Origin of the sequence: Afifella sp. IM 167 (assembly GCF_020144925.1) — a bacterium.
Taxonomy (GTDB): domain Bacteria; phylum Pseudomonadota; class Alphaproteobacteria; order Rhizobiales; family Afifellaceae; genus Afifella.
In genome coordinates this window covers 303,195-329,724 of the sequence record NZ_NSLC01000002.1, presented here as the reverse complement: position 1 = coordinate 329,724, position 26,530 = coordinate 303,195, and the positions used below count along the sequence as shown (strand labels likewise).

General features: G+C 66.3%; 24 protein-coding genes. 11 read left to right on the top strand and 13 right to left on the bottom strand.

The genetic code is table 11. The annotated features are described in order from the left end of the window. Nucleotides 1-21 precede the first annotated feature (21 nt). Nucleotides 22-3,192, top strand: coding sequence for an efflux RND transporter permease subunit (locus CLD20_RS04195; protein ID WP_224405342.1), 3,171 nt, complete (start codon nucleotides 22-24; stop codon nucleotides 3,190-3,192). 15 nt (nucleotides 3,193-3,207) lie between these two features. Here CLD20_RS04195 and CLD20_RS04190 read toward each other — a convergent pair whose 3' ends face one another. The 3 genes from CLD20_RS04190 to CLD20_RS04180 all read right to left on the bottom strand — a co-directional run bounded on the left by CLD20_RS04190 (nucleotide 3,208) and on the right by CLD20_RS04180 (nucleotide 5,309). Further along, the gene (locus CLD20_RS04190) at nucleotides 3,208-3,417 is read right to left on the bottom strand and encodes a hypothetical protein (protein ID WP_224405341.1); all 210 of its coding nucleotides are present in this window, start codon (nucleotides 3,415-3,417) and stop codon (nucleotides 3,208-3,210) included. Between the two features lie 143 nt (nucleotides 3,418-3,560). After that, entirely contained in the window at nucleotides 3,561-4,928 is a 1,368-nt protein-coding gene (locus CLD20_RS04185) for a PleD family two-component system response regulator (protein WP_224405340.1), read from the bottom strand. 9 nt (nucleotides 4,929-4,937) lie between these two features. Then, nucleotides 4,938-5,309, bottom strand: coding sequence for a response regulator (locus CLD20_RS04180; protein ID WP_224405339.1), 372 nt, complete (start codon nucleotides 5,307-5,309; stop codon nucleotides 4,938-4,940). Nucleotides 5,310-5,409: 100 nt separating this feature from the next. Here CLD20_RS04180 and CLD20_RS04175 point away from each other — a divergent pair, with 100 nt between their 5' ends. The 3 genes from CLD20_RS04175 (at nucleotide 5,410) to CLD20_RS20355 (ending at nucleotide 7,530) form a co-directional block, all read left to right on the top strand. Beyond that, on the top strand, nucleotides 5,410-5,718 hold the full coding sequence (locus tag CLD20_RS04175; protein ID WP_224405338.1) for a DUF3572 domain-containing protein: 309 nt from the start codon (nucleotides 5,410-5,412) through the stop codon (nucleotides 5,716-5,718). Further along, on the top strand, nucleotides 5,715-7,022 hold the full coding sequence (locus tag CLD20_RS04170) for a DNA polymerase IV (RefSeq protein WP_224405337.1): 1,308 nt from the start codon (nucleotides 5,715-5,717) through the stop codon (nucleotides 7,020-7,022). Before CLD20_RS04175 ends, CLD20_RS04170 begins: the two co-directional genes overlap by 4 nt. 133 nt (nucleotides 7,023-7,155) lie before the next feature. Beyond that, the gene (locus tag CLD20_RS20355; protein ID WP_370636800.1) at nucleotides 7,156-7,530 is read left to right on the top strand and encodes a YegP family protein; all 375 of its coding nucleotides are present in this window, start codon (nucleotides 7,156-7,158) and stop codon (nucleotides 7,528-7,530) included. Between the two features lie 18 nt (nucleotides 7,531-7,548). Here the strand turns inward: CLD20_RS20355 and CLD20_RS04155 are convergent, their stop codons facing one another. The 3 genes from CLD20_RS04155 to CLD20_RS04145 are packed head-to-tail and all read right to left on the bottom strand — an operon-like array spanning nucleotide 7,549 to nucleotide 11,209. Further along, the gene (locus tag CLD20_RS04155) at nucleotides 7,549-8,976 is read right to left on the bottom strand and encodes an oligosaccharide flippase family protein (RefSeq protein WP_224405336.1); all 1,428 of its coding nucleotides are present in this window, start codon (nucleotides 8,974-8,976) and stop codon (nucleotides 7,549-7,551) included. Nucleotides 8,977-9,007: 31 nt separating this feature from the next. Then, nucleotides 9,008-10,228, bottom strand: a complete 1,221-nt coding sequence (locus CLD20_RS20350; RefSeq protein WP_224405335.1) for a GNAT family N-acetyltransferase — start codon at nucleotides 10,226-10,228, stop codon at nucleotides 9,008-9,010. Between the two features lie 33 nt (nucleotides 10,229-10,261). After that, entirely contained in the window at nucleotides 10,262-11,209 is a 948-nt protein-coding gene (locus tag CLD20_RS04145) for a cupin-like domain-containing protein (RefSeq protein ID WP_224405334.1), read from the bottom strand. A 306-nt stretch (nucleotides 11,210-11,515) separates the two neighbouring features. Between CLD20_RS04145 and CLD20_RS04140 the strand changes: the two genes are divergently transcribed. From CLD20_RS04140 to CLD20_RS04120, 5 genes are all read left to right on the top strand, one after another. Then, entirely contained in the window at nucleotides 11,516-12,559 is a 1,044-nt protein-coding gene (locus CLD20_RS04140; protein WP_224405333.1) for a cysteine synthase A, read from the top strand. A gap of 2 nt (nucleotides 12,560-12,561) precedes the next feature. Continuing rightward, entirely contained in the window at nucleotides 12,562-13,293 is a 732-nt protein-coding gene (locus tag CLD20_RS04135) for an alanyl-tRNA editing protein (protein ID WP_224405332.1), read from the top strand. A gap of 1 nt (nucleotide 13,294) precedes the next feature. Then, a complete protein-coding gene (gene sseA, locus CLD20_RS04130) occupies nucleotides 13,295-14,140 on the top strand; it encodes a 3-mercaptopyruvate sulfurtransferase (protein ID WP_224405331.1) in 846 nt (281 codons plus the stop codon). After that, a complete protein-coding gene (locus CLD20_RS04125) occupies nucleotides 14,137-14,700 on the top strand; it encodes a GNAT family N-acetyltransferase (protein WP_224405330.1) in 564 nt (187 codons plus the stop codon). The genes sseA and CLD20_RS04125 overlap by 4 nt, the downstream gene beginning before the upstream one ends. A gap of 69 nt (nucleotides 14,701-14,769) precedes the next feature. Next, on the top strand, nucleotides 14,770-16,509 hold the full coding sequence (locus tag CLD20_RS04120; protein ID WP_224405329.1) for an OmpA family protein: 1,740 nt from the start codon (nucleotides 14,770-14,772) through the stop codon (nucleotides 16,507-16,509). Between the two features lie 19 nt (nucleotides 16,510-16,528). Here CLD20_RS04120 and CLD20_RS04115 read toward each other — a convergent pair whose 3' ends face one another. Continuing rightward, a complete protein-coding gene (locus CLD20_RS04115; protein ID WP_224405328.1) occupies nucleotides 16,529-18,238 on the bottom strand; it encodes an MFS transporter in 1,710 nt (569 codons plus the stop codon). 128 nt (nucleotides 18,239-18,366) lie between these two features. On the opposite strand from CLD20_RS04115, the gene CLD20_RS04110 reads away from it, so the two are divergent. Then, nucleotides 18,367-18,828: a MarR family transcriptional regulator gene (locus tag CLD20_RS04110; RefSeq protein ID WP_224405327.1), complete on the top strand. Its 462-nt coding sequence runs from the start codon at nucleotides 18,367-18,369 to the stop codon at nucleotides 18,826-18,828. Here CLD20_RS04110 and CLD20_RS04105 read toward each other — a convergent pair. From CLD20_RS04105 to CLD20_RS04085, 5 genes are all read right to left on the bottom strand, one after another. After that, nucleotides 18,825-20,102, bottom strand: a complete 1,278-nt coding sequence (locus CLD20_RS04105) for an AI-2E family transporter (RefSeq protein ID WP_224405326.1) — start codon at nucleotides 20,100-20,102, stop codon at nucleotides 18,825-18,827. The two genes, CLD20_RS04110 and CLD20_RS04105, sit on opposite strands and share 4 nt — an antisense overlap. A gap of 147 nt (nucleotides 20,103-20,249) precedes the next feature. Continuing rightward, nucleotides 20,250-21,035, bottom strand: coding sequence for an amino acid ABC transporter ATP-binding protein (locus tag CLD20_RS04100; protein ID WP_304504346.1), 786 nt, complete (start codon nucleotides 21,033-21,035; stop codon nucleotides 20,250-20,252). Nucleotides 21,036-21,046: 11 nt separating this feature from the next. After that, the gene (locus tag CLD20_RS04095; RefSeq protein WP_224405325.1) at nucleotides 21,047-22,432 is read right to left on the bottom strand and encodes an amino acid ABC transporter permease; all 1,386 of its coding nucleotides are present in this window, start codon (nucleotides 22,430-22,432) and stop codon (nucleotides 21,047-21,049) included. A 4-nt stretch (nucleotides 22,433-22,436) separates the two neighbouring features. Beyond that, the gene (locus CLD20_RS04090; RefSeq protein WP_224405324.1) at nucleotides 22,437-23,648 is read right to left on the bottom strand and encodes an amino acid ABC transporter permease; all 1,212 of its coding nucleotides are present in this window, start codon (nucleotides 23,646-23,648) and stop codon (nucleotides 22,437-22,439) included. Between the two features lie 101 nt (nucleotides 23,649-23,749). After that, nucleotides 23,750-24,766, bottom strand: coding sequence for an amino acid ABC transporter substrate-binding protein (locus tag CLD20_RS04085; RefSeq protein WP_224405323.1), 1,017 nt, complete (start codon nucleotides 24,764-24,766; stop codon nucleotides 23,750-23,752). Between the two features lie 242 nt (nucleotides 24,767-25,008). Here CLD20_RS04085 and metC point away from each other — a divergent pair, with 242 nt between their 5' ends. After that, nucleotides 25,009-26,199, top strand: coding sequence for a cystathionine beta-lyase (gene metC, locus CLD20_RS04080; RefSeq protein WP_224405322.1), 1,191 nt, complete (start codon nucleotides 25,009-25,011; stop codon nucleotides 26,197-26,199). 7 nt (nucleotides 26,200-26,206) lie between these two features. Here metC and CLD20_RS04075 read toward each other — a convergent pair whose 3' ends face one another. After that, entirely contained in the window at nucleotides 26,207-26,527 is a 321-nt protein-coding gene (locus tag CLD20_RS04075; RefSeq protein WP_224405321.1) for a lipid-A-disaccharide synthase N-terminal domain-containing protein, read from the bottom strand. Nucleotides 26,528-26,530: the final 3 nt, after the last annotated feature.

Here is a 26,530-nt window from a genome sequence, read left to right as displayed (position 1 = left end):
GCGCCTTTCGAGCACCCATCCATGATCTTCGACGTCTTCATCAAGCGACCGCGACTGGCTTTCGTCGTCTCGATCCTGATCACCCTTGTCGGGCTGATCTCGCTCGCGGTGATTCCGGTCGCCCAGTATCCGGACATCGCGCCGCCGACGATCAGCGTCTCTACGCAGTATGTCGGCGCGAGCGCCGAGACCGTCGAGCAGGCGATCGCGCAGCCTCTCGAAAGCGCCATCAACGGCGTCGAGAACATGCGCTACATGAAGTCGACCTCCAGTTCGGACGGCTCGTACCAGCTCAACGTGACGTTCGAGCTCGGTACCGATCCGGACGTGGCGGCGATCAACGTGCAGAACCGCGTCGCGCAGGTGGAAAGCAAGCTGCCTTCCGAAGTGCGCTCCGTCGGCATCAACGTGACGCGCGCCTCGCAGGACCAGCTGCAGGTCTTTCTCTTCTATTCGCCCGACGACCGCTTCGACGAATTGTTCATCTCCAACTTCGTCTCGCTCAACGTCATCGACGAGCTGAAGCGCGTCAACGGCGTCGGCAACGTCCAGGTGTTCGGCGAGCGCGACTATGCGATGCGGATCTGGCTCGATCCGCAGAAGCTGACCAATCTCGATCTGACGGCGGCCGACATCGCTTCGGCCGTGCAGTCGCAGAACCTCCAGGCCGCGGCCGGCAAGGTCGGTGCCGCCCCGCTCGTCGACCAGCAGCGGCTTGAGCTGACGATCACCACAAAGGGGCGCCTCAACTCCGTCGAAGAGTTCCGCAACATCATCCTTCGCTCCAATCCGGACGGCTCGGTGGTGCGCCTCGGAGACGTGGCGCGGGTGGAACTCGGCGCGGAGAGCTACGGCGTCATCGCGCGCTACAACGGGACGCCGATGGCCGCCGTCGCGACCTATCTGGCGCCTGGCGCCAATGCCGTGACCGTCGCGAACCGGGTGACGGAGAAGCTGGAAGAGCTCGCCCCCCGCTTCCCGGAAGGGCTCCAGTACAAGTACATCTTCAACTCGGCCGAATTCGTCGGCACGATGATCGAGAAGGTGGTCTCCACCCTCATCGAGGCCTTCGCGCTCGTCGCCATCGTGGTGTTCGTGTTCATCGGGCGGCTGAGAGCCACGCTCATTCCGATGATCGCCGTGCCGGTCGCCATCATCGGCGCGCTCGCGATCATGTACGGCTTCGGCTACAGCGCCAACACGATCTCCCTGCTCGCCCTGGTTCTCGCCATCGGCATCGTCGTCGACGACGCCATCATCGTGGTGGAGAACGTGGAGCGCGTGATGGAGGAAGATCCCCATCTCACGCCCAACGAAGCCACCCACAAGGCGATGGGCGAGATCGTCGGGCCGATCGTCGCGATCACGCTCGTGCTGTTGTCGGTGTTCGTGCCGGTCGCCTTCATTCCCGGTTCGTCCGGCGCCCTCTTCCGGCAGTTCGCGGTCGCGATCTCCGCCGCCATGGTCATCTCGGCCGTCAATGCGCTGACGCTGTCGCCCGCGCTGTGCGCCCTCTTCCTGCGCTCGGGCGAGCCATTGCCGTTCATGCGGGCGATCACCCACGGCGTCGACAAGATCGGCCACGGCTACGCCTGGATCATCAGCAAGCTGATGAATGTCGCCGTGATCAGCCTCGTCGCACTCGCCGCGCTCGGCGCGGCGACGGGCTACATGTTCTTCAAGACGCCGGCCGGCTTCCTGCCGAACGAGGACAAGGGCTTCGTCATCGTCATCCTGAACCTGCCCTCCGGCGCCTCTCTCAACCGCACCGATATCGCGGCGAAGAAGGCGGAGGCGATCATTGCGCAGGATCCGGGGGTGGAAAGCATCGGCACGGTGCTCGGCTTCGATCTTCTGGGCGGCGGCGCGGCCTCCAATGCCGGCATCATCTTCCTGGGGCTCAAGCCTTATGCGGAGCGCCAGACCCCGGACCTTTCCATCGGCGCGGTCATCGGGCGGCTTTACGGCGGCCTTTCCACCATTCCGGACGCGCAGTTCATCCCGCTGCAGCCGCCGGCCATTTCCGGCGTCGGCTCGTTCGGCGGCTTCGAGTTCGTGCTGGAGGCGCTGCAGGGCCAGGATCCGGCCGAGCTCGCGGCCGTCATGCGCAGCCTCGTCGTGCAGGCGAACCAGCAGCCCGAGCTCGCCCGCGTCTACGCCAATTTTGAGGCCGAGACGCCGCAGATCAGGCTCGATATCGACCGGACCAAGGCGCAGGCGCTGGGCGTGTCCATCAACGACATCTTCACCGCGCTTCAATCGACGTTCGGCGGCTACTACATCAACGACTTCAATCTCTTCGGGCGTACCTGGACGGTGCGCATGCAGGCGGAGAAGGAGTATCGCAGCAACGTGTCGGACATCTCCGACATCAAGGTGCGCAATTCCAGCGGCGAGATGGTGCCGCTGTCGACCTTCGCGCGCGCCGACCTTGCCGTCGGCCCGCGCAGCCTGACGCGCTACAACAACTATCGCTCCGTCTCGATCCAGGGCTCGCCTTCGCCGGGCTTCGGCGACGGCGATGCGACAACGGCCATGGAGCGGGTCGCCCAGACGCTGCCGTCCGGCTATTCGTACGAATGGACGGGCCAGGCGCTGGAGCAGAAGCAGTCTGCCGGCCAGACGCCCTACGTCCTCGCGGCGGCGGTGATCTTCGCCTTCCTGTTCCTGGTGGCGCTCTACGAGAGCTGGAACGTGCCGATCCCGGTGCTGCTTTCGACGGTCAGCGCCATGTTCGGCGCCCTCCTGGCAATCTGGTATCTCGGCGAGAACTTCAGCCTTTATGCGCAGATCGGCGTCATCGTGCTGATCGCGCTCTCGGCGAAGAACGCCATCCTGATCAACGCCTTCGCGCTGGAAAAGCGTGAGGAAGGCTGGAGCCTGCACGATGCGGCCGTGGAAGGCGCGCGCCTCAGGTTCCGCCCGGTGATGATGACCAGCTTCGCCTTCATCGCGGGCCTCGTGCCGCTGGTGCGGGCGTCGGGGCCGGGAGCCGGATCCATGCAGGCGGTCGGCATTCCCGTCTTCGCCGGCATGATCGGCGCGGCGACGATCGGCATCTTCCTCATCCCGCTTCTCTTCGGCGTCTTCCAGTGGATGCGCGAGAAGACCGGCTGGCGACCGCACACCCATGCGAGCGCCAGGCCTTCCGCCGAGACCACGGACGAAGCGGAGACGAAGCCCGAAGGCTGATCGGCTTGCCGGGGCTCAGGCCCCGGCGGCGACCAGGCGCGGCGTGCGGTAGGATGAAAGACGGTAGCGGTTGACGCTCGTCGCCAGGACGATCTCGCCCGTCTCCGAGCTGCTTGCCAAGCCTTCCTCGACCAGGCCGTCGATGACCCAGGCCGGGAGGGAGCCGCCAGAAAACCGCTCGTAGAGCTCCAGAAGAACCGTCTGGTAGAGAGTGGCATTCAGCATTTCGGTGCGCCCCTTTTCTGCGATCTTCCCCGATCGCCGCAAGCTCACCAGAACATGGTTAATAGATTCTTGCGCAAAGCTTGCTGCAGGGCTGCAACAGGTGGGAAATTCCGCAGCGTCAGGCGAAACCCGCGTCCAGGGGGCTAGGCGGCCGCCTTGACGACGCGGTTGCGCCCGGCAGCCTTCGCCTCATAGAGCGCCGCGTCGGCCCGCTTGATGATTCGATCGGCGTCCTCGCCCTTGCCTTCCAGGCAGGCAAGGCCGATCGAGACGGTGATCGGGAGCTCCAGCCCCGAGCGGGTGACGAAGGGCGCGGCCTCCACATCCCGGCGCAGGCGCTCGGCGATCGGGGCGGCAAGATCGAGGTCGGTATCGGGCATGACGACCACGAATTCCTCGCCGCCGAAGCGGGCCGCCAGATCGATGCCGCGCACGCCCTTCTTCAGCCGGGCGGAAAATTCGCGCAGAACGTCGTCGCCGGCGTCGTGGCCGTAGCGGTCGTTGACCGACTTGAAGAAATCGATGTCGAAGAGGAGCACGGAAACGGGCTTGCCGGCCTCGGCCGAGCGATCGAGCAGCGAGCTCAGATGGCTGTCGAGATAGCGCCGGTTGTGCAGGCTCGTCAGCGGATCGGTGATGGCGAGCTCGACGGCATTCGTCACCATGGCGCGCAGGCGCTCGGTGTAGCGCTTGCGCCGCAGCTGGGTCGTCACGCGGGCGCGCAGCTCCGCCTCCACCAGCGGGCGCACGATATAGTCGTTGACGCCGAATTCGAGCGCCCGGCGCAGCTTGGCGTTCTCGTTCTCGTCGGTGACGATGAGGATCGGAATGTGCCGCAGATGATCGATCGCCTTGATCTGCGAGCAGAGGCGCAGTCCGTCTGCCCCCGTCAGCGACAGGCTGATGATGAAGAGGTCCCAGTTGCCGGTCTCGACGGCCTCCAGCGCCTCCGGGGCGGTCTTGACGAACTCCGCCTCGACCTTGCGGCCGAGCGCCTTGTGGAGGTGACGGATGGAGGTCTCGCGGTCGTCGACGACGAGAATGCGGGCGCCCTTCATCTGCGGGGCGGTGAAGATCTCGCGCGGATCGACGCCGACCGACTGCATGGCGGCGGCGCGCAGGTTGAGCTCGTCGGTGACGCTCTTCAGCCGTACCAGGCTGCGCACGCGGGTGAGCAGCCTGGTACGGCTGACGGGCTTGGTCAGGAAGTCGTCGGCGCCGCATTGCAGGCCCGTCACCTTGTCGGCGGCCGAATCCAGCGCCGTCACCATGACGACCGGCACATGGGCGGTTTCCGGCTGCTGCTTGAGGAGCCGGCAGACCTCGAAGCCCGAAATTCCCGGCATCATCACGTCGAGGAGGACGAGGTCGACGCGCTCGCGGCGGGCTATCTCCAGCGCGTCCTCGCCGTTCAGCGCCGTGCGGACGTCGAAATACTCCGCCTGAAGCCGCGCCTCCAGGAGGCGCACATTGGCGAGCACGTCGTCGACAACGAGGATACGTCCGGTCAAGCCAGCCTCCTAGGCGTCGCCGATATAGCTGCGGACATTCTCGATGAAGGAGGCGACGGAGATCGGCTTCGACAGGTAGCCTTCGCAGCCGCCCTGGCGGATGCGCTCCTCGTCGCCCTTCATGGCGAAGGCAGTCACCGCGATGACGGGAATGTGCTTCAACCCGTCATCCTGCTTGATGATTCGCGTGACCTCCAGGCCGGAGATCTCCGGCAGCTGGATGTCCATGATAATGAGATCGGGCATCTCGGACTTGAGCGTCTCGAGCGCTTCGTAGCCGTTGCGCATCGGGAGAGTCGCATAGCCCTTGGCTTTCAACAGATCGTTGAAGAGCTTCATGTTGAGCTCGTTGTCTTCAACGATCATGACTGTCTTGGGCATCTTCATAGCCTCTTGGGGACGGGTAGCAGCCGCGGTGTTGAGCCCTTCCCTTACCCGGGCCTACTGTGAGGGAAGCCTTTTAAGGAAAGGCAAACACGGCATGATTCAGGCAAAGGGCGTCAGCCGGGAAAAGGCCGAGGACATCGCGGTCTCGGCACTTGCCTATATAGGGTCGTCGGAGAAGCTGTGCGCGCGATACCTTCAGCTGACCGGGCTGACGGTGCAGAGCCTGCGGCGCGCGGCGGGCGAGCCGGGATTCCTGGCCGCCACCCTCGCCTTCCTGACCGCGCACGAGCCGGATCTGATGGATTTCGCCGCCGCGAGCGGGCTGAAGCCGCAGGAGATCGCGAGGGCCGCGGAAGTGCTGGAGCGCGGGCAGGACGATAGCGGGCCGGCGCCACGGCCATGAGCGCCGGGCCCGCCCTCTGCCGCGACTGCCTGACGCGCTTTGAGGGCGCATCGCCGCGCTGCCCGAATTGCGGCGGGCCGAGGACGCTCCGCCATGCCGAGCTCTTTGATTTGTCGATCGCCCATATCGACTGCGACGCCTTCTATGCCGCGATCGAGAAGCGCGACGATCCTTCGCTCGCCGATCTGCCGGTGATCATCGGCGGGGGAAAGCGCGGCGTCGTCTCCACCTGCTGCTACATCGCCCGCATCAAGGGGGTGCGCTCGGCGATGCCGATGTTCAAGGCGCGCCGGCTCTGCCCGGAGGCGGTCGTGATCAAGCCGGACATGGCGAAATACGCCGCCGTCGGGCGCGAGGTGCGGGCGATGATGCTGGAGCTGACGCCGGCGGTGGAGCCGCTCTCCATCGAGGAGGCCTTCCTCGACCTTTCCGGCACGGAGCGGCTGCACCAAGCGCCGCCGGCCGGCGTGCTGGCGGGCTTTGCGACGCGGGTAGAAAAGGAAATCGGCATCACCGTCTCCGTCGGGCTCAGCCACAACAAGTTCCTTGCCAAGATCGCCTCCGATCTCGACAAGCCGCGCGGCTTTTCCATTCTCGGCCGGGCCGAGACGACGGCCTTCCTCGCCCGGCAGAAGGTCTCCATCATCTGGGGCGTGGGCGCGGCGATGCAGCAGCGGCTGGAGAAGGACGGCATCGCCACGATCGGGCAGATCCAGACGATCGAGGAGAGCGTGCTCGCCCGGCGCTACGGGGCGATCGGGCTTCGGCTGGCGCAGCTGTCGCGCGGCCTCGATGCAAGGCCGGTGAAGCCGGAGCGGGCCGCCAAGAGCATTTCGGCGGAAACCACCTTCGAGGAGGATATTGCGAGCGAGGGGGAGCTCCTGCCGGTGCTGCGGCGGCTTTCCGAAAAGGTCTCGGCACGGCTGAAGGCCGCCGGGCTTTCCGGCCAGACCGTCGTTCTCAAGCTGAAGACCTCCGATTTCCGCACGCATACCCGCAGCCGCACCCTGCCCGACCCGACGGCGCTCGCCGACCGCATTTTTCGATCCGGGCGGGAGCTGCTCTTAAAGGAGATCAACGGGACGGCTTACCGCCTTCTCGGCATCGGCGTCAGCGAATTGCAGGACGCAGCGGCCGCCGATCCGGACGATCTGCTCGATCCGGCGGCGGCGCGGCGGGCGAAGGTGGAACATGCGGTCGACGATATTCGCCGGCGTTTCGGGGAACGGGGCGTCGATCTCGGGCTGACCTTCCGGCCCGACGGCACGCGCCGGCATGGCGACCGCTCGCGCGATCCCGCCTGAGGCGTGTTCGGGCCAGAACTCGCGCGTGGCGCGATTTCCTGTGGCTTTCCCGGCAAAGGCAGGCTTTCCTCGCGCACGGTTGCGGCTAGTCTTGTCAGGCCAAGGGAGCCGCAAACCCGCCAAGGAGGAAACGATGCCGCACAAGTTCAAGATCGTCAGCCGCGCCAAGAAGCAGTTCGGCGTGCAGTTCGTCTACAATGCCGAGGTGATCGTCTGGTCGGAGAGCTACACGGAGAAGTCGGCGGCGAAAAACTGCATCGCCTCGTTGAAGAAGAATGCGCCGGACGCGCCGGTCGTCGACCTTGGCAAGGACGAAAAGGGCAAGGGCTACCGCTTCGAGATCGCCCCTTCCAAGGACGGCCAGACCTTCGTGCGCTTTGTGGCCTCGAATGGCGAGACGATGGTCCGCTCGGAGACCTACAAGTCGAAGACCAGCGCCAAGAACGCGGTCAATTCGGTCAAGAAGAACGGCCCGGGCGCGGAGATCGTCGACGAGACGGCCGCTTAAGGCACTCTCAGGACAGACTCAGGACGGGCGCGCCGTGCCGGGCAGCTTCGGGGTGCGGCGGGCCGCCAGCACGAAGGTGGCCACGCCGGCGTGACGCTGCGCCAGATAGGCGAGCGCGGCCGCCCGGCCTGCCTGCGAGGCGACGGTGCCGATCGCCGCGGCCATGATGCCGAGCGAGGGCAGCAGGGCCAGCGTGACGATGGCGTTGAGGAGGAGGCTGCCGACCGCCACGACCAGCGTCGTCTTCTGGTAGCCGAGGACGACGAGGAGGTCTCCCGCCTGCCCCACCGAGGCGCGCGCGAGGAGGCCGAGGGCGAGTACGGCCAGCACGCCGTAGCCGGCGGTGTAGGCCGGCCCGAAGATCGACAGGAGCGGATAGCCGAGCGCGACCAGGCCGCAAACGGTCGGCACGGTGAGCCAGAAGGTCCAGCGTGTCGCCTTGGTGACGCTCGCCTGCAGCTCTTGCGGATCGCGCCGGGCGCGGGCGAGCGAGAACTCGCGGCTCGAGATCAGCATGAAGGCGTAATAGACGTAGCCGGCGAGCGCCATCAGGCGCACGGCGGTGAAGTAGATGCCGACCTGTCCGGGATCGCCGAGAAGGCCAAGAAGCAGGATGTCGGAGACGAGGTAGATTTCCTCCACGCCGTAGACGAGGGTGAGCGGCAGGGTCGCGGCGAGCCAGAGCCGGCGCTTCTTCTGGGGCGCGGTCGGCCGGGTCTGCGTGCCGGTGAACTGCCGGCGGATGCGGGCCCGCAGCATGATCGCCTGGCCGATCGTTACCGCGCCGGTGACGGCAATGGCGGCCGCCAGAGCGAGCGCCGCTTCGACTTCAAAGCCGAGGAGCGCCAGAAGGGCGACGCTGGATGCGAGCAGCACCGGGCGGACGATGAAGGCCGGCGCCGCGGAGAGCACGAAGAGGCCGACGCTGCGGGCGATGCCGTCGAGATAGAGCTCGACCGCCATGAACGGGATGCCGATGAAAAAGAGGGTGAGCAGCATCCAGCGCGGGTCGCCGTCGGGATAGATGGACGGCAGCGCCCAGATGAGGGCAAGGCCGATGGTCGCGATTGCCGCGGATCCGAAGACGACGAAAAAGAAGCCCGTCGTCAGATAGCCGTGCGCGTCGTCGAGGCGCGAGCGCTCCAGGTAGCGCGGCAAGAAGCGGATGACGGAATCGTTGAAGCCGAGAGCCGCGATCTGGCCGGCGAGGATCAGCCAGGTCCAGAAGGTGACGTAAAGCCCGTAATCATCGAGGGGCAGCAGGCGCGCGAGCAGCACCTGCAGGGCAAAGCCGATGCCGGCGCCGCTCATGCGGATGGCGAAGGCGATGCCCGCATTGCCGAGGAAGTCCCCCTCGCCCTCGAGCATGCCTTCCACGCGCCGGCGGATGCCCTGCGGCAGCGGGAGGGCCGCAAGGATGCCTGTGGCTCTGGACTGGAGGCTCACGGTTGTCTGGTTCCCGCCTGGCCGCCCTGGCTCATTTGCGGTCGGTCAGGGCGCCGAGGCGCACGGAGGCTTCCGCCCCCGGAAGGAGCCGGGAGCGCAGCGAAAGAGGCATTTTCTCGAAGCCGCGCTTCAGCGCGGGGCGAAGACGGTCGTGCCAGATGTCGAGATAGGCGCGGCCCTTCAGGGAGGCCGAGGCCTGGTAGGCGAAGATCGGCGTCGTGACGTTGCACCAGTCGATCTTGTAGCTCGAAGGATCGCCGAGGAGGTCATAGACCTCGACGCCGGACTCGATCGACCAGCGTAGCGCTTCTTCAAGCTGCACCTTGCCGGGTGACAGGTCGCGCAGTTCCCAGTCGAAGGCGCCGAGATAGGAATAGAAGCGGCGATGGTGGAGGAAGCCGATCTCGATGGCGATCGGTCGCCCGTCGAGCGTCAGGGCGGCTGCGAGCGCGCCGCCGGCCGGGCTGCCATGCAGGCTCGCCAGAAACTCGACGACATGCGGGAGCTTGAGGGCGCGCGTGCCGCGACCGGTGCGCTGCAGCCAGTCGCGCTTCATGTCGATACCCAGGCCGACGAGGCTCTCATATTCCTTCGAGCCGCCGAAATGGACCTCGTAGGCGAGCGTGCCGAGGCCGGCCAGTTTGTTGCGTCGCTTGTTGCGGGCCCTTCGTGTCGTTGCCTTGAGCGCGGCGCGATAGGCCTCGTAGGAGCCGGCGAAAGGCGTCAGGTCCATGGCGGAGATCACGCCGGCCGCGACGGTGGCGATTTCCTGCCCTTGCGAGAAGGCGGGCGGAAGCGCGCCTTCGGGCACGTTGCCGAGGACAAAGGCGTCGGGCCGCTCGCTCTTCCAGATCTGCGCCCAAGCCGTGCGCAGAACCTCGCCCGTGTCGTTTCCGAGCGCCGGATCGAGGAGGACGTTGCCGTACTGGCCGTGCGGCTCGGTGAGGCCTTCCAGGCGCCGCACGGGCGAACCCTCGCCCGCGAGCATCAAAGGCCACACCATGACGAGGCGCTCGCCTTGCCATGCCGTGAAGATGCGGATTGCCGCCCCCTCGCCCGGCTCGGGCGCATAGAAGGCGCACCAGGCGCGGCACCATTCAAAGCTCTGGAACCAGGTCAGCGGGTCGGCGGCGCGATCCTCAAGGGCGCGCCAGTCGGCGCCGATGGCCTCCATCTCGGCAAGAGAGACGATCCGTCGGATCGACCAGCGGGCCGGCGGTTCCCTCCCATGCGGCCCTTCCTGCCCAATCACGATTCTCCGCCTCTCCGTCCGCCATTTCAGCGGTTACTTCGCCAGTTCGTAAGCTTCGATGTCGCGCATGCCGAAGGGTGCCTTCGGATCGACCCGGAAATCGACCTTGTACGTCAGGCGATTCTTCTTCTGCATGCCGGTGAAGCGATGCGCTCCCGCCAGCGCCAGCTTGGCCCAGAGCGCCGGCCCCGCCTCGGAAATCTGCGGGTTGCTGACGCCGAAGGAGCGGCGAAGGATGCCGTTCGCATAGTGGTTGGCATAGCGGTTGCGCAATGCCGTCGTCCAGTGCTCGGTGGTGAAGGAGATGTTGAGGCAGTCGTAGTTGACGACGCGGTGCGGACCGTTGATCGGCCAGTGCAGCATCTCGCCCGGCTCCAGGTCGACGATCTGCGCGTAGTCGTCGAACCAGGGCTGGTAGGGCGTGTCCTGCTCGTCGGCCTCGTTGAGGACGATCTTCTCCATCGCCTCCTGGCGCAGGAAAGGCGCCGTGTTCGGATAGATGTAGACGCGCTTGCGACCGCGGATCTGCCAGAGCGACTGACCGGGGATATCGCAGTGGTAGTAGACCTGGATCTTGGGCGAGGAGATGAGGATGCTCATCTTCTGCTTGAAGGTCTTGAGGCCCGGGACCTTTTCCTCGAACTCGGCAAAGACCTGGTCGAGCGCCGCCTTGTAGCCCGCATCGACCTCGGCGACCCGCTGCAGAAGCACCCAGATCTTGCCACCCCGAACGGCCGCGAGGACCTCCTCGCCGCTGACGCCGGAGATCTCGCCGTCCCGCCAGCTCGTCGGGTCGTGGAACTCCTGGTTCATCGTGTTGACGTGGTAGTGCTCGCGCGGAATGCGCTCGATGAGGCGCGCGAGCGCCTCGTCGGTGAAGATCGGGGATTCGTGCAGGCGATGCTTCAGCCGGATCATGTGATTGCCGAAGAGTTCGGCGTGCTTGTCCTGCCAGTCGAGAATAATCGGTTCCTGCGCCATTCGAACTCCTCCGCGCCCCTTGGATCGGCGTCTTCATGCGACCTGCGTGCCGCGTAAATTTGAGGAAAGTTGTAGACATCTTCGGGAGAAAAAGCTCAAGCGATGCGGGCGTTTAGCGTTAACGTTTGAATACTTTCAGACCTCTGCAATCCGGTTCCGCAACCGTCTTCAAGGCTTTGCCCCGGCCGGGAGGCGCGAGCCCGGCAAGGCGCTCCCATGCCCGCCCGATCGCCTTGCACCCTGCCCTGCGCGCGCCTAGCTTTCCGGTTCGCGGCGCCGCGCCGAAAGAAGCAGAGGAAACAGCCCATGCCGCCACAGACCGCCGCCTCCGTGCTGGAGACGATCGGCAACACTCCTCTGATCCGTCTCAACCGTGCTTCCGAGGAGACCGGCTGCGAGATCTGGGGCAAGGCGGAATTCCTCAATCCCGGCCAGTCGGTGAAGGATCGCGCGGCCCTTTCCATCGTGCGCGATGCGGAGGCGCGTGGCCTGCTGCGGCCGGGGGGAACGATCGTGGAAGGCACGGCCGGCAATACGGGCATCGGCCTCGCGCTGGTCGCCAAGGCGCTCGGCTACCGGGCCGTCATCGTCATTCCGCAGACGCAGTCGGAGGAGAAGAAGCAGGCGCTCAGGATCGCCGGCGCCGAGCTTCTGGAAGTGCCGGCCGCGCCCTACCGCAATCCCAACAACTACGTGAAGGTCTCCGGCCGGCTCGCCGAGAAGCTGGCGGCGGAGGAAGCCAACGGCGCCATCTGGGCAAACCAGTTCGACAACGTCGCCAACCGCCAGGCCCATATCGAGCATACGGGCCCGGAGATCTGGCGCCAGACGGACGGGAAGGTCGACGGGTTCATCTGCGCGGTCGGTACGGGGGGCACCCTCGCCGGCTGCGGCATCTATCTGAAGGAGCAGAATCCGGCGATCAAGATCGGCCTTGCCGATCCGGACGGGGCGGCGCTCTACAACTGGTTCGCTGATGGCGAGATGAAGTCTTCGGGTTCTTCGGTCACCGAGGGAATCGGCCAGGGGCGCATCACGGCCAATCTCGAAGGCGCGCCGGTCGACATGCCCTTCAACATCCCGGACAGCGAGGCGATCCCCGTCGTCTTCGACCTCGTGGAGCATGAGGGGCTCTGCCTCGGCGGCTCGTCGGGCGTCAACGTCGCCGGCGCGATGCGCATGGCGCGGGAGATGGGCCCCGGCCATACCATCGTGACGATCCTGTGCGACTACGGCTCGCGCTACGCCAGCAAGCTTTTCAATCCGGAGTTCCTGCGCTCCAAGGATCTGCCGGTGCCGGCCTGGCTCGGCCGCCGGCCCGAGATCGACATACCTTTCGAGGAGGTTTGAGCATGAGCGGCTCCAGCGAGCCCCTTTTCCGCGACGACGCCTATCTGAGGAGCTGCGAGGCGGAGATCGTCTCCGTCAACGAGCGCGGCGGCATCGTCCTCGACCGCACCGTCTTCTACGCGACCGGCGGCGGCCAGCCCGGCGATACTGGCCGGCTCGTGCTGAGCTCGCGCGAGATCCCTATCGGCGCCACCGTCTATGGCGAGGACCGCAGCGAGATCATCCACGTTCCCACCCGCCCGGACGACCTGCCGGAGCCCGGCGAGACCGTGACGGCGTTCCTCGACTGGGATCGTCGCAACCGGCATATGCGCATGCACACGGCGCTGCATCTCCTCTGCTCGCTGATCCCCTACCCCGTCACCGGCGGTTCGATCGGCTCCGAGGAGAGCCGGCTCGACTTCGACATCGCCGACGCCGATGCGATCGACAAGGAACAGCTGACGGAGGCGCTCGGCGCGCTGGTCGCGGCCGACCATCCGGTGACGACCCGCTGGATCAGCGACGAGGAGCTGGCCGCCAATCCCGATCTGGTGCGCACGATGAGCGTCAAGCCGCCGACGGGCTCGGGCCGCGTGCGGCTGGTGGCGATCGGCGAGGATGGGTCGGTCGATCTGCAGCCCTGCGGCGGAACGCATGTTCGCTCCACCGGAGAAATCGGTAAGCTCGCCATCGGAAAGGTGGAGAAAAAGGGCCGGCAGAACCGGCGCATCCGCCTCAGGATAGAGGGATAGGATGCCCGAATTGCTGGTGAGCCCGGAATGGCTCCACGAGAATCTCGATGCCGTGCGCGTGGTCGATGCGTCCTGGTACCTGCCGGCGCAGGGGCGCGACGCCAAGGCCGAATACCGCGAGGGCCACATCCCCGGTGCGGTCTATTTCGACATCGACGCGATCGCCGACACATCGAGCGAGCTGCCGCACATGCTGCCGGCGCCGGAGAAGTTCGCCGAGGCCGCAGGCGCGCTCGGCCTTTCGGAGACGAGCACCATCGTCGTCTATGACGGGATGGGGCTCTTTTCGGCGCCGCGCGTCTGGTGGACGCTGAAAACTTTCGGGGCGCGCGAGGTGCGCATCCTCGAGGGCGGCATGCCGGCCTGGAAGGCGGCGGGATATCCGCTCGAGGCGCCCGCGCCCTCGCCCTCGCCCGCACGCTTCACGCCCCGCCTGGATGCGGCCGGCGTCGCCGATATCGAGCGCGTGCGCGGCACGCTCAACGGCAGCGGCGAGCAGGTGGTCGATGCCCGTCCCGCCGCCCGCTTTCGCGGCGAGGCGGCCGAGCCGCGGGCGGGCCTCAAGAGCGGCCATATTCCAGGATCGAGAAATCTTCCCTTCGATGCGCTGTTCGCCGAGGGCGAGCCGCAGCGCCTCGTCGGGCAGGACAGGATCCGAGCGCTTTTCGAGGCGGCCGGGGTGGACTGGCAGAAGCCGGTCGTCACCTCCTGCGGCTCGGGCGTGACGGCCGCGATCCTCTCCTTCGCGCTCGCCGCCGCGGGCAAGGAAGATACGGCCGTCTACGACGGTTCGTGGACCGAATGGGGCGGGCGCACCGACACGCCGGTGGAGCGCGGCGAAGCATGAGCGAGCGCTACGTCGCCACGGTCATCACCGACCTTCAGATGCGCGCGGTGCCCGGACGGCTGCCGCCCCAGCCGAGCGGCTTCAGCCTGGCCCTGATGGGTGTCGAGGACTGTCCGCTGCATTTCTATCGCTATCTCTATGCCACGATCGGGCGCGAGCACGTCTGGGTCGATCGGCTCGCCATGTCGGACGAAGAGCTTTCCGGCGTGATCCACCGGGAGGGAGTCGAGATCTCGGTGCTCTACGGCAACGGGGCGCCGGCCGGCTTTTTCGAGCTCGATTTCTCCAACCGCGAAAAGGTCGATCTCGCCTATTTCGGCCTGATGCCGGAATGGATCGGAAAGCGCCTCGGAGCCTGGCTGCTCGGCGTGGCGGTGAGCGAGGGTTTTTCGCGCGGGGCGGAGGTCATGACGGTCAATACCTGCACCATGGACCACCCCTCGGCGCTGACGCTTTACCAGCGGATGGGATTTTCGCCTGTCGGCAGGCGCGAGCACCGGCTCATCCTGCCGGACGGCTACGAGCTGCCCGGACATATTGAGGCCGCCGTCCTGCCCTGAAGGGGGAACAATTCCCCGGCATTTGATTTTCTTCGTAACCGAGGGGGCTCGGACGAACGGAAGTTTTCAATGAAATTATCGACACTCATGATCAGCACCGCGCTGGTGCTGCCGATCCCGGCCATTGCGGCCGAGGGAGCGATGGCTGCCGACGGGACGATCGTCCTGGCGCAGGCCGGCGCTTCCACCGAATTGCAGGTCGAAGTCGCGCGGCAGAAGCTCGCGGACGCCGAAGCGGCGCTGGAAGCCGCCCGCGCAAGCGGTGAAGGCGTGGAGGCGGCGGAGGCCAATGTCGCGGCCGCGCAGCAGGAACTTGCTGCCGCGCAGGCCGCTGCAGAGAGCCAGCCAGCGGAAGAGCCGCAGCCGGGGGCGGCGGAGCCCGCGCCAGCCGAAGAACCGGCGCCCGCCGAAGAACCGGCGCCCGCCGAGACGCAGGAGCAGCCGGCTGCGGAGGAGGCTCCTCCCCCGCCCGAGGAGACGCAGGAGAGCGCGCCGGGAGCTGCCGAGGCGCCCGCGGCGGAAGAGCCGCAGAGCCCGCCCGCCGAGACGCAGGAAGCCCAGCCGGAGGCCGGCCAGGCCGAGGCGCCGGCCGATCAGACGGCTGAAGAGACACAGCCCGTCGAAGAGACGCAGCCGCAGGTGCAGCAGCAGAGCACGGAAGAGCCGCAGCCCGGTGCCGTGGCTCCGACCAGCTCTGAGACAGAGCAGCCGGCGCCGAAGCCGGCGGAGGAAACCCAGGCCGCTCCCGGCGCGGCGAGCGAGCCGGTGCAGCCGCAGGCGAGCGCGGCTCCCGAGCAGCTTGGCGTCAAGGGCGAAGCGCTCGACCCGCAGGTGCAGGAGCTGCGCCAGAAGCTCGGCCGCGAGCGCAGGCAGGTCGAAGAGCGCAACGACGGCAACGACGCCCTGAGGACCGGCGCGGCCGCCGCCGTCGGCGCGGCCGCGGGCGTGCTTGCCGGGCAGGTCATCCAGAGCTTCGGCGACCGTGTGGTGATCGAACGCGACGGCCAGCGCTACATCCGCTCGGACAGCGAGACGGACCGTCTCTTGCGCCGGGCCCGCGACGTCGATGTGGAGGATCTCGGCGAGGGCCGCACCCGTACCGTCGTCACGCGGCCGAACGGCGCCCAGATCATCACGGTGCGCGACTATGACGGCGAGATCATTCGGCGCACGCGCGTCGGGCCGGACGGCCGCGAGGTCGTGCTGATCGACGATCGCTGGGCCGGGCCGCGCCAGCGCGGACCTCGCGAGCGTTTCGACCGGGACATGCCGCCGGTGCGTTACGACATGCCGCGCGAGCGCTACATCGTCGATATGGGCGGCGCGTCGTCAAACGATCTGGAAGATGCGCTTGCCGCCCCGCCGGTCGAACAGGTCGAGCGGGCCTATACGCTGGACGAGGTGCGCGACAGCTCGCGCCTGCGCGACAAGCTCCGCCGCATCGACCTTGACGCGATCACCTTCGATACGGGCAGCGCCGCCATCTCGCGTAGCGAGATTCGCGAACTTGCCCTCGTGGGACGCGCCATGGAGGATCTGATCGCCCGCAATCCGGACGAGCTCTTCCTGGTGGAGGGCCACACGGATGCGGTCGGATCGGACCTGTCCAACCTGGCGCTGTCGGACCGTCGGGCCGAAACGGTGGCGATCGTGCTGTCGGAGAATTTCGAGATTCCGCCGGAGAACCTCGTCACGCAGGGCTACGGCGAGCAGTACCTCAAGGTGCCGACCGACGGGCCGGAGAGGCAGAACCGCCGCGTGACGGTGCGCCGGATCACCCCTCTCCTGACGGGCGAGGCGCGCCGCTAGGCGCCTCCCCTCGCCTCCTTCAGGCCTGAGACACGGTCGCCGCAAGCCCGCCGGACGGGTTCGCGGCGGCCGTTTTTTCTGCCGGATCCTCCGAAGGCTCCGGCACGAGGACGAGTTCCGGTCCCTCGCCGGCCGTCCGGTAGAGCGCCTCCGCGACGCTGCCGTGGACGAGATCGCCGATATCGCCGCGATGGCGCGTGCCGGCGACGAGGAAACGCACGCCCAGCGCGCGGGCGCGCGCGCGGATCGTCTCGGCAATGCGGGTCGCGGGAGCCTCCAGGATCTCAGCTTCCGGCGCGCCGCCGGCGACCTCCACGCGCGACAGGGCGCGGGCAAGAATTTCGGTCGCCTCGCCCTTCGTCTCGGCCTCGACCGCTCCCTCGTCGATCACCTCCAGCGGGCGGACGTGAAGAACATGCACGCGGCCTACTTGGCCCTGTGCAAGATCGACGGCACGGGCGAGGATCGCCGCATCGGTTGTACCGCCGTCGATCGCGGCGAGCACGGCAACCGGCATCGCCTCGGCGGGTGCTGCCGCCGGCATCGCCCCGGCCGGCATCGGGCCCGCGCCGTAGCGGCCGAGCGTGCGGCTACGCAGGATGAGGACGGCGGGCGCCGCCGCCGCCGCGAGGGCGGCGAGGACGAAGCTCGCCGGGGCGCCGAAATGCTCGGCGATCAGCGGCGCGGCATAGGGCGCGACGACGCCCGCGAACCAGCGCACGAAGTTGTAGCCGGCCGAGGCGACCGGGCGCGGCACGGTGGAGACCTCCAGCGCGATCTCCGTATAGACCGTGTTGCAGACGCCCATGAGGGCGCCGGACAGAACGACGGAGAGAATGACCGCTTCGCGGGGGCCGAAGGCGATGACCAGCAGCAGCGCGGAGAAGATCGCCAGACAGCCGGAGAGCAGCCGCACCGCGCTGAAGCGCGCCTGCAGGCGCGGCGCGACGAGGACGGAGAAGATCGCCAGGAGCACGCCCCAGCCAAAGAAGATGAGGCCGACCGCATGCGCCGACATCTTCAGGACGAAGGGGACGAAGGCGAGGACGGTGAAGAAGGCGTAGTTGTAGAACATGGCGCTGACGGCCGCCGTCTTGAGACCGGGCTCGCCGAGGGCCCGGATTGGCGCGGTCAGTGAAACCTTCTCCTTGGGCTTCGGCTGCTCCGGCAGAAGGACGAAGATCGCCACGAAGCCGATCGCCATCAGCGTCGCGGTGCCGAAGAAGGGATAGCGCCAGGAAAGGCTGCCGAGCGCCGCGCCGAGGAGCGGGCCGGCCGAGATGCCGAGGCCGAGCGCCGCCTCATACATGAGAATTGCCGCCGCCGTGCCGCCGCGCGAGGCGGCGACGATCACCGACAAAGCCGTCACCACGAAGAAGGCATTGCCGAGACCCCAGCCGGCCCGGTAGGCCACGAGACCGGCAACGGAATTTGCCGTGCCGGCGAGGCCGGCAAAGACGACGATGAGCACGGCACCCAGAAGCAGCGTCTTGCGCCCGCCGAGGCGGCTCGACACGAAGCCCGTGACGAGCATCATCACCGAGGTGACGAAAAAATAGCTGGTGAAGAGCAGCGAGACCTGGCTCGGGCTTGCGTTCAGCCCGGCGGCAATGGAGGTCAGGATCGGATCGACGAGGCCGATCGACATGAAACCGACGACACAGGCAAAGGCGGTTGCCCAGACGGCTTTCGGCTGGTCGAAGAAGCGGGCGCGCGCGGCGGTGGACATTGCGGGGACGGATCCTGCATTTCGTTGTATAATGCAGGAAATAGTCGGCATGGCCCCGCCAGGCAAGGTGTATGATGCAGACAGATTCACATGAGAAGTGCAGCTCAGGCCCGCGCCGCGTGCATGACGTGCCCGACGAAATTGCACCGGTGGTGGGCGAGCTGGAGCAGGAATTCGCCTTTCTCGCCCGAGCGCTGGAGGCCGTGCACCGCAAGCGCGCCTACCCGCTGGAGCGAGCGCACTACCTCCTCCTCCTACAGCTCAGGGAGGGGCCGCGTACCATCGGCGATCTCTCGACCGCCCTCGCCCTCGACGATTCGACTGTGACACGGCAGGTCGGGGCGATGCTGAAGCGCAAGCTTGTGCGCAAGCTCGCCAATCCGGCCGATGGGCGAAGCGCGCTGGTGGAACGCACCCCGGAAGGTGCGAGCAGCGCCGAAGAAATGCGCCTTGCACGGCTTCACCGCATTGCCCGCCTCTTCGCGCACTGGAGCGAGACCGACCGGCAGTGCCTGGCGGAGATGCTGGCACGGGTGAATGCGGACCTTTCGGCGTATTCCTCGGCGATCGAAGAGCCGGGAGGCGCCTAGCCTCCCGCCGGCGCCGTTTCGCCTTCTTCCTCATCGGGAAACTGACGCGGGTCGCCGGAGAGGAACTCGGCGAGGGCCGAAAGCTGCGGGATGTGGGTTGCGAAGATTTTCGTCGCCACGAGGAGCGGCACGGCGATGAACATGCCGACGAAGCCCCACAGCCAGCCCCAGAACGCAATGGACAGGAATATCGCGACGGGGTTCACCGCAAGACGCCTGCCGACCACCATAGGGGTGACGAAATTTCCCTCAATGGCGGTGCAGCAGAAATAGATCAGCGGCGGATAGGATGCCTCCCCCAGCGTCGGATAGGTGACGATGCCGACAATGCCCGCAAGGCCGATACCGATGATCGATCCGACATACGGGATGAAGTTGAGGAGCGTCGCGAGAACGCCCCAGAGCACCGGGTTGGGCATGCCGATCAGCCACAGGCCGGTGCCGACGGCGATGCCCAGGCAGGTGTTGATGAAGGTCACGGTGAAGAGGTAGCGCGACAGCTCCCGCTCGATATCGTGCGCGATCCGGAGCGCCCGCTTCTTGTCGCTGAGAGACGACATCGAGCGCACGAGCTTGATGTAGAAGAGCTCCGAATAGGCGAGAAGGAAGAAGAGAAGGACGAGGCAAAGCACGATGCGCGCGAGGATATCGGGTGTCGAGGTTGCCACGTCCGAAAGAAGCCCCGGCTCGCGCAGGACGACCTCCTGGGCCCTGTCCGGGTCGCTCGACTTCGCGTCCGTCAACTTGTCGACTTCCTGCGAGGCCCGCTCCAGCTGCGCCACGGAGCCACGCAGATGCCCGATCTTGCGTTCCAGCTCGCGGGCGATGCTCGGCGCGCGATCGACCCATTCGCCGATCGGATCGGAAAGGACATAGGAGCCGCCGAGCACGGCGGCGAAAGTGGAGGACACGAGGACGATCGCCGTCAGCCATGAGGGGATGGAGCGGCGCGCCAGAACGCGCACGACCGGGCTCAGCATCAGGGCGAAAAGGAATGCGAGCACGACCGGGAGGAAGAAGCCCTTGGCGAGATAGAGGGCGCCGGCGAGCGCGATCAGGAACATGCCGATGATCGCCCAGGAGGGCCCGATCAGCTGTGTCCGCCTTTCCTCCGTCGGTTCGGCCGGCGTGCGGTCGGTGCCCTGGGGCGGCTGCGGCTCGGCACCGGAAGGTGCGATGCCCGCCGCGCCTGCGGAGACCGTACGGCCTGAAGGGCGCTTTTCGCTGTCGTCCGCCTCAGACGAGGAGGCAGGGGTGGAAGTGCTGGAAGGCATCGGGACTCAAGGGCTTGGCCGGCTTGCAGAAGAACGCCGACCGACCTTGCCAGTTCCCTCTGCCCCGCCGGCCTCGCAGCCGTCCGGCGGGCATGGTGAAGAAACCGGTTGCCGATGCCCGCCCGCCTTTGCGGGCCGGCCCTGCAGCTAGTGCAGGATCTGCGACAGGAAGAGCTTCGTGCGCTCGTGCTGCGGATCGGTGAAGAACTTCTCCGGCTCGTTCTGCTCCACGATCTGGCCGGCATCCATGAAGATGACGCGGTTGGCAACCTGACGAGCGAAGCCCATTTCGTGCGTGACGACCAGCATGGTCATGCCGGAGCCGGCAAGGTCGACCATGACGTCGAGCACTTCCTTGATCATTTCCGGATCGAGCGCGGAGGTCGGCTCGTCGAAAAGCATGATGCGCGGGTTCATGCACAGGGCGCGCGCGATGGCGACGCGCTGCTGCTGGCCGCCGGAGAGCTGGCCGGGGTACTTGTTCGCCTGCTCGGGGATCTTCACCCGCTCCAGATACTGCATGGCGACCTCTTCGGCCTGACGCTTCGGCATCTTGCGTACCCAGATCGGCGCGAGCGTGCAGTTCTCCAGGATCGTCAGATGCGGGAAGAGGTTGAAGTGCTGGAAGACCATCCCGACCTCGCGGCGGATCTCGTCGATCTTCTTCAGGTCGTTGGTGAGCTCGATCCCGTCGACGACGATGTCGCCCTTCTGGTGCTCCTCCAGGCGGTTGATGCAGCGGATCATGGTCGACTTGCCGGAGCCGGACGGGCCGCAGATCACGATGCGCTCGCCGCGCTCCACGTGCAGGTTGATGTCCCTCAGCACATGGAACTCGCCGAACCACTTGTTGACGTTCCGCATTTCGATGGCCGGGCCCGATCCGGTGTCGGCGTCAGGGGCGATCGCTGTGGCGGTGTTGTTATCGCTCATGTGGATGGATCCTAGCGCTTATGGCCCGTTCGGAGGCGGTTCTCGGTGAAGATCGAATAGCGGGACATGGAGAAACAGAAGACCCAGTAGACGCAGGCGGCGAAGAGATAGGCCGTCGTCGCCTGGACGGGGGTCGCCCATGTGGGATCGGTGAAGCTCGACTGGATCTGGCCGAGGAAGTCGAAGAGGCCGATGATGAGGACGAGCGTGGTGTCCTTGAAGAGGCCGATGAAGGTGTTGACGATGCCCGGAATGACGAGGGTCAGCGCCTGCGGCAGGATGATGAGGCGCATCTTCTGCCAGTAGGCGAGACCGACCGCGTCCGCGCCCTCGTACTGGCCTTTCGGGATGGCCTGCAGGCCGCCGCGGATGACCTCCGCCATATAGGCCGCGGAGAACAGCGCGACGCCGATCAGCGCCCGCAGCAGCTTGTCGAACGACACGCCCTCGGGAAGGAAGAGCGGCAGCATCACCGAGGACATGAAGAGCACGGTGATGAGCGGCACGCCGCGCCAGAACTCGATGAAGACGACGCAGAAGAAGCGCACGATGGGCATCTGCGAGCGCCGCCCGAGAGCCAGAACGATGCCCAGCGGCAGCGAGGCGGCGATGCCGGTGACGGCAAGAACCAGCGTGACGAGGAGCCCGCCCCAGATCGAGGTCGGCACGACTTCAAGGCCGAAATCGACGCCCAGGACGAGGAGAAGGACGGCCAGCGCGCCCATGATCGTCAGAACGAGCTTGATCGGATCGAGCGGATTCGTTCCGGTTCCGCGCGCCCAGGCATAGGCGATCGCCGCGATGACCAGCGTGATCAGCGCATAATCGATCCAGAAGCCGAGATCGCTGCCGAAGGGCGCGAATTCGGCCCCGATGCCGATGATCGTGCCGTAGTCGAAATCGCCGCCCGACAGGAGGAGCAGAGCCACGGCCGGGAAGAAGACGGCCATGTAGACGAGGTTCACCGCCTTGTAAGGGGCGGTCGGCACCAGGAGCGGCACGAGACCGATCACGAAGAGGACGAAGACGATGTCCACGCGCCAGCGCTCTTCGATCGGATAGCGGCCGTAGATGAACTGGGCGAGGTAGTCGCCGACATAGGGCCAGCAGGCGCCGAACCAGTCGTTCGGCAACTGCCCGCCCTGCTGCATGGTCAGGCAGGCGGTGCGGCCCTCGCCCTGCCAGACGGCGTCGAAGAGGGCGAATTCCAGAAGCGGCGGCACCACGAACCAGATGATGGCGAGGGCGACGATCGTCAGCAGCGTGTTGAACCAGGAGGAAAAGAGGTTCTTGCGCAGCCAGCCGAGAAGGCCGGAATCGCGGATGGGCGGCGGCGCCTCCGCGAGCATCTCGTCGCGGACATAGGTGAGGTCGGTCTCGGCCTGGATGTCGGACATGGCGTTATCTCTCCACCAGGGCGACGCTGCTGTTGTACCAGTTCATGAAGGCCGAGGTGACGAGCGAGATCACCAGATAGGTCGCCATGGTGACGAGAATGAATTCCACCGCCCGGCCGGTCTGGTTGAGCGCCGTCCCGGCGAAGACGGAGACGAGGTCCGGATAGGCGATCGCCACGGCGAGCGAGGAGTTCTTGGTCAGGTTGAGATACTGGCTCGTCAGCGGCGGCACGATGACCCGCATCGCCTGCGGCACCACGACGAGGCGGAGCGTGTGGCCGGGCCGCAGGCCGAGCGAATAGGCGGCTTCCGTCTGCCCGTGCGCCACGGCGAGGATGCCGGCGCGAACGATCTCGGCGATGAAGGAGGCGGTGTAGAAGGAGAGCGCGAAGAGAAGGCCGATGAATTCGGGATAGACGCGCGCGCCGCCGCGGGGGCCGAAGTTGCCTTCGCTGGCATATTCGAGCGACAGCGGCGCGCCCTTCATCAGGATTCCGACGGCGAACCAGCTGACGATGGGCACGGCGATGATGAGGGCGAGCCCGGTCCACAGCACCGGAAACTGCTCGCCGGTCGCCATCTGGCGCTTATACGCCCAGCGCCGGATGATGAAAGTGGCAACGATGCCGAAGATCAGGGCGCTCAGCATGATGGGGAAGCCGGGCCCGTAAATCACCTTCGGGGCATACCAGCCGGCGATGTTGAGAAGGCCGAGCGGGCCGAGATCGATCGCCTCGCGCTTGGGCGGAAGCAGGCGCAGGACCGCGAAATACCAGATGAAGATCTGCAGCAGCAGCGGGATGTTGCGCAGGATCTCGATGTAGACGTAGGCCGCCTTGGCCACGACCCAGTTGGTGGAGAGGCGCGCAATGCCGACGATAAAGCCGATCAGCGTCGCCAGGAGGATGCCGATGAAGGAGACGACGAGGGTGTTGATGAGGCCGACGAAGTAGACGCGGACGTAGGAGGAGGTCTCCTGATATTCGATCAGCGCCTGGTTGATCTGGAAGCCGGCGGAATCGAAGAGGATGTCGAAGCCGAAGCCGATCCCCTGCGCCCTCAGGTTGGCGGCCGTGTTGTGGATGATCCACCAGCCGAAGCTGATGATGCCGATTACCAGGAGAACCTGGAAGATCGCGCCTCGTACGCGCTGATCGTTAAGCGCAGCGAAACCGCCCGAGCCTACGCGGCCCGGCAATGCGTCCTGAACAGCCATGTCCCCTCGGCTTGCATGTTATGTGCCAGTCTGCGCCGTCTTGATGCGGCGATGCACCAGCGAAAAGCCCGGCCGGATGAACCGGCCGGGCTTGTTTTGGATCAGCGCACCGGCGGTGCGTACTGGATGCCGCCATCGCTCCACAGCTTGTTGAGGCCGCGGTCGATGCCGAGCTCGGTGTCGGGCCCGACGTTGCGGTCATACATCTCGCCGTAATTGCCGACGGCCTTGATCGCGTTCGCGGCCCAGTCGGCACCGAGACCGATCGACTCGCCGAAGGAGCCTTCCGTGCCGAGGAGACGCTTCACGGCCGGATTGTCGGACGTCTTCATCTCGTCGACATTGGCCTGCGTCACGCCCAGCTCCTCGGCATTGATGAGGGCAAAGAGCGTCCACTTGACGACGCTGAACCACTGGTCGTCGCCCTGGCGGACGGCGGGGCCGAGCGGCTCCTTGGAGATGATCTCCGGCAGAATGATATGGTCGTCCGGGTTGGCGAGCTTCAGCTTCTGCGCGTAGAGGCCGGACTGGTCGGTGGTGTAGACGTCGCAGCGACCCGCATCATAGGCGGCGACGACCTCGTCGGCCTTCTCGAAGGCGACGACCTCGTAATCCATGTCGTTCTTGCGGAAGTAGTCCGCGACGTTGAGCTCGGTCGTCGTGCCCGTGTTGGTGCAGACCGAAGCGCCGGAAAGCTCCAGGGCGGAGGATACGCCGAGGTCCTTGCGGACCATGAAGCCCTGGCCGTCGTAATAGTTCACGCCCGCGAAGTTGAGGCCGAGATCGGTGTCGCGCGACATCGTCCAGGTGGTGTTGCGGGTCAGCACGTCCACCTCGCCCGACTGCAGAGCGGTGAAGCGCTCCTTGGCCGAGAGCGGCGTGAAGGCTGCCTTCGACGCATCGCCAAAGACGGCTGCGGCGATGGCCTTGCAGGTGTCGACGTCGAGGCCCGACCAGTTGCCCTGCGAATCCGGGTTGGAGAAGCCCGGCAGGCCCTGGCTCACGCCGCACTGAAGAGTTCCCTTGCCCTTGACGTCGTCAAGCGTCGCTGCCGAAGCAGAGACGGCCGTCAGAACGAGGGCCGCCCCTGCCAGGAGCGGAAGAATGGTTTTTTGCATGTGACGATTATCCTGTTCACCGGTTGTTTATCGGACAGTGGCGTGCGGCGTCCTTGCAAAGCGAAACTGAGCGTCTCGCCATTTCCCTGCCAGACGGCGCTTGACGCAACCCCATCCATACGGCCATCGAAAGCCATCTACGGGCCGCGGTCAAGCCTGAGGCGAGGACCAGCGCCTTCTACCATCAGACCGAATTCCCGGCCCAAATCCACCAGAGGCAACGATATGTCGCGGAGAAATCAATGAATTCCGATGAAGGACCGGGTCGCAATCTGAGCGCGAGCGGACGCCGCCCGGCAACGCTTCTTACCCATGCCGGGCGCGATCCCCATTCTTTCCACGGCTTCGTCAACCCGCCGGTGGTGCGCGCCTCCACCGTGCTGTTTGCCTCCGCCGACGAGATGAAGAATCGGCGCACCAGCCGCTATTCCTATGGCCTGACCAACACGCCGACGATCGAGGCGCTGAACGGCGCCTGGACGGAGCTGGAGGGAGCCGCGACGACCGTGCTCGTCCCCTCGGGGCTCGCCGCCGTCACCGTCGCGATCCTTGCAAGCGTTTCTGCGGGCGAGGAAATCCTCGTTCCGGACAATGTGTACGGACCGACCCGCGCCTTCTGCAACGGGACGCTCAAGCGCCTGGGGATCGGCACGACATTCTACGACCCGATGGACCTTGCAAGCCTGAAGGAAGCACTGAAGAATGGGGCGCGCGCGGTCTTTGCCGAGGCGCCGGGTTCACTCACCTTCGAGTTTCCGGACCTTCAGGAGATTCTCGACGCGGCCGCGGCGGCGGACGCCGTCACCATGATCGACAACACCTGGGCGACGCCGCTCATCTACCGCCCGATCGAACACGGCTTCGACCTGTCCATCCAGGCGAGCACGAAATATGTCGGCGGCCATGCCGACCTGATGCTGGGCTCCATCAGCGCTTCCGAGAAGATGGCGACGAGGCTCATGCGCACGCATCGCGAGCTCGGCGTGCAGGCCGGCCCGGACGAAATCTATCTCGGCCTGCGCGGCATGCGCACGATGAAGGTGCGCCTCGAGCAGCATGAGCGGCAGGCGCTGGAGGTGGCCAAATGGGTCGGCGAGCGCGCGCAGGTGAAGCGGCTGCTTCACCCCGCCTTCCCCTCCTGCCCCGGCCACGAGAACTGGCGGCGCTTCTTCGGCCGCTCCTGCGGGCTCTTCGCCTTCGAGCTCGACGGGGACGGGGCAATGGCGGAGCGCTTCCTCGATTCGCTGAAGCTCTTCGGCCTCGGCTTTTCCTGGGGCGGCTTCGAGAGCCTTGCGAGTTACGGCGAACTCACCGAGCAGCGGACCGTGAAGCCGTGGACGGGCGGGCCCGTCGTCCGGCTGCATATCGGCCTGGAAGACATTGCCGACCAGATCGCCGATCTGGAGGGTGCCTTCGCCGCCCTCGCGGAATGAGCAGGCGCTATTCGGTCTTCTCCATCGAGGCCTTGTGCTCATTGAAGATCAGCCAGAGGTTGCGGGCGTAGATGAAGAGCCCCAGCCCCTGGCCGAGAATGAAGACCGGGTCCTGGCGATGCAGGGCGTAGACGAAGAGCAGGAAGCCGCCTGCCACGGAGAAGAACCAGAAGGCGACCGGCACGACCGACCGCCCTGCCCGCTCGCTCGCCAGCCACTGGATGATGAAGCGCATCATGAACAGGAACTGCGCCACGAAGCCGAGCAGGATCCAGAGACTGAACTGATCGACGAAGACCGCCTCGATCCAGTTCCATAGCTCGCTCATCCG

Coding starts and splice junctions, on each gene's coding strand:
- CLD20_RS04195 (WP_224405342.1), top strand. CDS start 22: ATGATCTTCGACGTCTTCATCAAGCGACCGCGACTGGCTTTCGTCGTC.
- CLD20_RS04190 (WP_224405341.1), bottom strand. CDS start 3,417: ATGCTGAATGCCACTCTCTACCAGACGGTTCTTCTGGAGCTCTACGAG.
- CLD20_RS04180 (WP_224405339.1), bottom strand. CDS start 5,309: ATGCCCAAGACAGTCATGATCGTTGAAGACAACGAGCTCAACATGAAG.
- CLD20_RS04175 (WP_224405338.1), top strand. CDS start 5,410: ATGATTCAGGCAAAGGGCGTCAGCCGGGAAAAGGCCGAGGACATCGCG.
- CLD20_RS04170 (WP_224405337.1), top strand. CDS start 5,715: ATGAGCGCCGGGCCCGCCCTCTGCCGCGACTGCCTGACGCGCTTTGAG.
- CLD20_RS20355 (WP_370636800.1), top strand. CDS start 7,156: ATGCCGCACAAGTTCAAGATCGTCAGCCGCGCCAAGAAGCAGTTCGGC.
- CLD20_RS04145 (WP_224405334.1), bottom strand. CDS start 11,209: ATGGCGCAGGAACCGATTATTCTCGACTGGCAGGACAAGCACGCCGAA.
- CLD20_RS04140 (WP_224405333.1), top strand. CDS start 11,516: ATGCCGCCACAGACCGCCGCCTCCGTGCTGGAGACGATCGGCAACACT.
- CLD20_RS04135 (WP_224405332.1), top strand. CDS start 12,562: ATGAGCGGCTCCAGCGAGCCCCTTTTCCGCGACGACGCCTATCTGAGG.
- sseA (WP_224405331.1), top strand. CDS start 13,295: ATGCCCGAATTGCTGGTGAGCCCGGAATGGCTCCACGAGAATCTCGAT.
- CLD20_RS04125 (WP_224405330.1), top strand. CDS start 14,137: ATGAGCGAGCGCTACGTCGCCACGGTCATCACCGACCTTCAGATGCGC.
- CLD20_RS04120 (WP_224405329.1), top strand. CDS start 14,770: ATGAAATTATCGACACTCATGATCAGCACCGCGCTGGTGCTGCCGATC.
- CLD20_RS04115 (WP_224405328.1), bottom strand. CDS start 18,238: ATGTCCACCGCCGCGCGCGCCCGCTTCTTCGACCAGCCGAAAGCCGTC.
- CLD20_RS04105 (WP_224405326.1), bottom strand. CDS start 20,102: ATGCCTTCCAGCACTTCCACCCCTGCCTCCTCGTCTGAGGCGGACGAC.
- CLD20_RS04100 (WP_304504346.1), bottom strand. CDS start 21,035: ATGAGCGATAACAACACCGCCACAGCGATCGCCCCTGACGCCGACACC.
- CLD20_RS04095 (WP_224405325.1), bottom strand. CDS start 22,432: ATGTCCGACATCCAGGCCGAGACCGACCTCACCTATGTCCGCGACGAG.
- CLD20_RS04090 (WP_224405324.1), bottom strand. CDS start 23,648: ATGGCTGTTCAGGACGCATTGCCGGGCCGCGTAGGCTCGGGCGGTTTC.
- CLD20_RS04085 (WP_224405323.1), bottom strand. CDS start 24,766: ATGCAAAAAACCATTCTTCCGCTCCTGGCAGGGGCGGCCCTCGTTCTG.
- metC (WP_224405322.1), top strand. CDS start 25,009: ATGAATTCCGATGAAGGACCGGGTCGCAATCTGAGCGCGAGCGGACGC.
- CLD20_RS04075 (WP_224405321.1), bottom strand. CDS start 26,527: ATGAGCGAGCTATGGAACTGGATCGAGGCGGTCTTCGTCGATCAGTTC.